Genomic DNA, 5,542 nt, shown 5'->3' with positions numbered 1-5,542 from the left:
GCGACATGGTGCCCGCGTTATCGGGTTGAAGCATGGCGAACCGCGAAATATCGGTTTGACACGGCGGAAACGAGCGGGTAACGTAGTAAAAGTGCCTGGCGCTGAAAGCGCCGGGTGTGGGAGCGGGAATTAGCCCCGGTTGGGGTTCCACTGTGGTGGGGCTTCTGGTCGGTGTGTGGTTGTTCTTTGAGAACTCAACAGGGTGCTTGTAAAGCCAGTGCCAATTATGATTTATACCCCGGACTGGTCAGTTTTTGCTGGCTGGTTGGGATTCCTTTGGCAACATTTGTTTGTTGTCAGGATGCTGTTCAACTAATTTTTTGTTGGAGAGTTTGATCCTGGCTCAGGACGAACGCTGGCGGCGTGCTTAACACATGCAAGTCGAGCGGAAAGGCCCTTCGGGGTACTCGAGCGGCGAACGGGTGAGTAACACGTGAGCAACCTGCCCCAAGCTTTGGGATAACCCTCGGAAACGGGGGCTAATACCGAATAGGACTGCTGGCCGCATGGCTGGTGGTGGAAAGTTTTTCGGCTTGGGATGGGCTCGCGGCCTATCAGCTTGTTGGTGGGGTGATGGCCTACCAAGGCGACGACGGGTAGCCGGCCTGAGAGGGCGACCGGCCACACTGGGACTGAGACACGGCCCAGACTCCTACGGGAGGCAGCAGTGGGGAATATTGCACAATGGGCGGAAGCCTGATGCAGCGACGCCGCGTGAGGGATGACGGCCTTCGGGTTGTAAACCTCTTTCAGCAGGGACGAAGCGAGAGTGACGGTACCTGCAGAAGAAGCACCGGCCAACTACGTGCCAGCAGCCGCGGTAAGACGTAGGGTGCGAGCGTTGTCCGGATTTATTGGGCGTAAAGAGCTCGTAGGCGGCTTGTCGCGTCGACCGTGAAAACTTGGGGCTCAACTCCAAGCCTGCGGTCGATACGGGCAGGCTAGAGTTCGGTAGGGGAGACTGGAATTCCTGGTGTAGCGGTGAAATGCGCAGATATCAGGAGGAACACCGGTGGCGAAGGCGGGTCTCTGGGCCGATACTGACGCTGAGGAGCGAAAGCGTGGGGAGCGAACAGGATTAGATACCCTGGTAGTCCACGCTGTAAACGTTGGGCGCTAGGTGTGGGGGGCCTCTCCGGTTTCCTGTGCCGCAGCTAACGCATTAAGCGCCCCGCCTGGGGAGTACGGCCGCAAGGCTAAAACTCAAAGGAATTGACGGGGGCCCGCACAAGCGGCGGAGCATGCGGATTAATTCGATGCAACGCGAAGAACCTTACCTGGGTTTGACATGGCCGCAAAACTCGCAGAGATGTGAGGTCCTTCGGGGGCGGTCACAGGTGGTGCATGGCTGTCGTCAGCTCGTGTCGTGAGATGTTGGGTTAAGTCCCGCAACGAGCGCAACCCTCGTTCGATGTTGCCAGCGCGTTATGGCGGGGACTCATCGAAGACTGCCGGGGTCAACTCGGAGGAAGGTGGGGATGACGTCAAGTCATCATGCCCCTTATGTCCAGGGCTTCACGCATGCTACAATGGCCGGTACAATGGGCTGCGATACCGTGAGGTGGAGCGAATCCCAAAAAGCCGGTCTCAGTTCGGATCGGGGTCTGCAACTCGACCCCGTGAAGTCGGAGTCGCTAGTAATCGCAGATCAGCAACGCTGCGGTGAATACGTTCCCGGGCCTTGTACACACCGCCCGTCACGTCACGAAAGTCGGCAACACCCGAAGCCGGTGGCCCAACCCTTGTGGAGGGAGCCGTCGAAGGTGGGGCTGGCGATTGGGACGAAGTCGTAACAAGGTAGCCGTACCGGAAGGTGCGGCTGGATCACCTCCTTTCTAAGGAGCACCTTCACCCGAAAGGGTGCAAGGAGCCCGCGGCCCACGAATGTTGGGTCGGGGTGCTCGAATGGCGGAGACACTGGCAAGTTTTGCCCTGGCAACGGCCGGCGGCGCTTAGTACAGCCATCTTCGGGTGGTGGGAACGGATGCTGTTGGTGCGGCTGGGGGAGAATGTGAGCACCCTGTTGGGTCCTGAAGGAACAACCATTGGTTGTTGTTTCAGAGACGCGCCGGCCTCCTGTGTGGGGGCTGGAAGTCTGCCAGGCATGGCCTGGCCCCACATACCGTTGGTCCTTTCGGGGGCTGGGTTTGGTGTGGGGCGGATCGGGTTGTGGGTTGGTCGTTTGTTGAGAATTGCACAGTGGACGCGAGCATCTTTGTGGTCAAGTTGTCAAGGGCGAACGGTGAATGCCTTGGCACCAGGAGCCGATGAAGGACGTGGGAGGCCGCGATAGGCCTGGGGGAGCTGTCAACCAAGCTGTGATCCCAGGGTGTCCGAATGGGGAAACCTGGCACCAGTCATGTGGTGTCACCCACACCTGAACACATAGGGTGTGTGGAGGGAACGCGGGGAAGTGAAACATCTCAGTACCCGTAGGAAGAGAAAACAATTTAGTGATTCCGTGAGTAGTGGCGAGCGAAAGCGGATCGAGGCTAAACCGGCTGCGTGTGATACCTGTCAGGGGTTGCGTGGTCGGGGTTGTGGGACCCCGCTGAGTGTACTGACATGCGCTCGAGGAGTTACAAAGTCAGTGGCTAGTCGAACAGTCTGGAATGGCTGACCGTAGACGGTGAGAGTCCGGTAGGTGAAAGTTGCTGACCTTCTGTGGGTGTTCCCGAGTAGCGGCGGACCCCTGAAATCTGCCGTGAATCTGCCAGGACCACCTGGTAAGCCTAAATACTTCCTGGTGACCGATAGCGGACAAGTACCGTGAGGGAATGGTGAAAAGTACCCCGGGAGGGGAGTGAAATAGTACCTGAAACCGTTCGCCTACAATCCGTCGGAGCCTTGCGGGGTGACGGCGTGCCTTTTGAAGAATGAGCCTGCGAGTTAGTGGCATGTGGCGAGGTTAACCCGTGTGGGGGAGCCGTAGCGAAAGCGAGTCTGAATAGGGCGATTCAGTCGCGTGTCCTAGACCCGAAGCGGAGTGATCTAGCCATGGGCAGGCTGAAGCGCGGGTAAGACCGCGTGGAGGGCCGAACCCACCAATGTTGAAAAATTGGGGGATGACCTGTGGTTAGGGGTGAAAGGCCAATCAAACTCCGTGATAGCTGGTTCTCCCCGAAATGCATTTAGGTGCAGCGTCGCGTGTTTCTTGCCGGAGGTAGAGCACTGGATGGTCTAGGGGGCCCACAAGCTTACCGAAATCAGCCAAACTCCGAATGCCGGTAAGTGAGAGCGCGGCAGTGAGACTGCGGGGGATAAGCTTCGTAGTCGAGAGGGAAACAGCCCAGATCACCAGCTAAGGCCCCTAAGCGTGTGCTAAGTGGAAAAGGATGTGGGGTCGCATAGACAACCAGGAGGTTGGCTTAGAAGCAGCCACCCTTTAAAGAGTGCGTAATAGCTCACTGGTCAAGTGGTTCCGCGCCGACAATGTAGCGGGGCTCAAGCACACCGCCGAAGCTGTGGCATTCACATTTTATCCTCGCTTGGACTTGATTCCTTGTGCAGGTGTGTGGATGGGTAGGGGAGCGTCGTGCCGCGAGTGAAGCAGCGGGGTGACCCAGTTGTGGACGCGGCACGAGTGAGAATGCAGGCATGAGTAGCGAAAGAAGGGTGAGAAACCCTTCCGCCGGATGACCAAGGGTTCCAGGGCCAGGCTAATCCGCCCTGGGTGAGTCGGGACCTAAGGCGAGGCCGAGAGGCGTAGTCGATGGACAACGGGTTGATATTCCCGTACCCGCGAAAGAGCGTCCCTGATGAACCTCGTTGTGCTAACCACCCGAACTTGGTGAGGTCTTCGGACTGAGCTGAGGGAGCGTGGGAACCTGATGGGTAGTAGTCAAGCGATGGGGTGACGCAGGAAGGTAGCTGAGCCCGGCCGGTGGTTGTGCCGGGGTAAGCGTGTAGGCCGTGTTGTAGGCAAATCCGCAACACATGAAGGCTGAGACGTGATGCCGAGCCGATTCAGGTGAAGTCAGTGATCCTATGCTGCCGAGAAAAGCCTCTAGCGAGTTCTTAGCGGCCCGTACCCCAAACCGACACAGGTGGTCAGGTAGAGAATACCGAGGCGATCGGGCGAACTGTGGTTAAGGAACTCGGCAAATTGCCCCCGTAACTTAGGGAGAAGGGGGGCCGGAGACGTGAAGCCCCGCGCGGGTGGAGCGTTGTATGGCCGCAGAGAGCAGGGGGAAGCGACTGTTTACTAAAAACACAGGTCCATGCGAAGAAGTAATTCGATGTATATGGACTGACGCCTGCCCGGTGCTGGAACGTTAAGGGGACCTGTTAGCTCTTCGGGGCGAAGCGGAGAACTTAAGCGCCAGTAAACGGCGGTGGTAACTATAACCATCCTAAGGTAGCGAAATTCCTTGTCGGGTAAGTTCCGACCTGCACGAATGGCGTAACGACTTCCCCACTGTCTCAACCACAGGCCCGGCGAAATTGCAGTACGAGTAAAGATGCTCGTTACGCGCGGCAGGACGGAAAGACCCCGGGACCTTTACTATAGCTTGACATTGGTACTCGAATTAGCTTGTGTAGGATAGGTGGGAGCCGGTGAAGTCCATACGCCAGTATGGGTGGAGGCAATCTTGAAATACCACTCTGGTTGATTTGGGTATCTAACTTCGGACCGTTATCCGGTTCAGGGACAGTGTCTGGTGGGTAGTTTAACTGGGGCGGTTGCCTCCTAAAAGGTAACGGAGGCGCCCAAAGGTTCCCTCAGCCTGGTTGGCAATCAGGTGTTGAGTGCAAGTACACAAGGGAGCTTGACTGTGAGACTGACAGGTCGAGCAGGGACGAAAGTCGGGACTAGTGATCCGGCACTTGCGAGTGGAAGCGGTGTCGCTCAACGGATAAAAGGTACCCCGGGGATAACAGGCTGATCTTCCCCAAGAGTCCATATCGACGGGATGGTTTGGCACCTCGATGTCGGCTCGTCGCATCCTGGGGCTGTAGCAGGTCCCAAGGGTTGGGCTGTTCGCCCATTAAAGCGGTACGCGAGCTGGGTTTAGAACGTCGTGAGACAGTTCGGTCCCTATCCGCCGTGCGCGTAGGATACTTGAGAAGGGCTGTCCCTAGTACGAGAGGACCGGGACGGACGAACCTCTGGTGTGCCAGTTGTCCTGCCAAGGGCACGGCTGGTTAGCTACGTTCGGAAGGGATAACCGCTGAAAGCATCTAAGCGGGAAGCCTGCTTCAAGATGAGGTATCCCACCCACTTTGTGGGGTAAGGCCCCCAGCTAGACGACTGGGTTGATAGGCCGGAAATGTAAGCCCGGTAACGGGTTCAGTTGACCGGTACTAATAGGCCGAGGACTTGACTACTAAGCTGCTACGCGTCCACTGTGCAACTCTGAACAAGCGAACACCCGTGATTGTGTGCCGGGGTTGTTTGATATGTTCATAGAGTTACGGCGGTCATGGCGGAGGGGAAACGCCCGGTTACATTCCGAACCCGGAAGCTAAGCCCTCCAGCGCCGATGGTACTGCACTCGTGAGGGTGTGGGAGAGTAGGACGCCGCCGGACAATCTTCCAGAT

At 57.5% G+C, this 5,542-nt stretch carries 3 rRNA genes; all 3 read left to right on the top strand.

The features are described from left to right. The first annotated feature begins 320 nt into the window (after positions 1 to 320). The 3 genes from PSH03_RS22795 to rrf all read left to right on the top strand — a co-directional run bounded on the left by PSH03_RS22795 (position 321) and on the right by rrf (position 5,530). Positions 321 to 1,835 (top strand): 16S ribosomal RNA (locus tag PSH03_RS22795). Positions 1,836 to 2,219: 384 nt separating this feature from the next. Beyond that, a 23S ribosomal RNA gene (locus tag PSH03_RS22790) occupies positions 2,220 to 5,328 on the top strand. Between the two features lie 85 nt (positions 5,329 to 5,413). After that, positions 5,414 to 5,530, top strand: a 5S ribosomal RNA gene (rrf, locus tag PSH03_RS22785). The 16S, 23S and 5S rRNA genes sit together here, the layout of an rRNA operon. Positions 5,531 to 5,542 lie beyond the last annotated feature (12 nt).

Origin of the sequence: Micromonospora salmantinae (assembly GCF_022230905.1) — a bacterium.
In the GTDB taxonomy this organism is placed as follows: Bacteria; Actinomycetota; Actinomycetes; order Mycobacteriales; family Micromonosporaceae; genus Micromonospora; species Micromonospora salmantinae.
The sequence above is the reverse complement of the archived record's forward strand: the minus strand, read 5'-3'. Positions and strand labels throughout refer to the sequence as shown.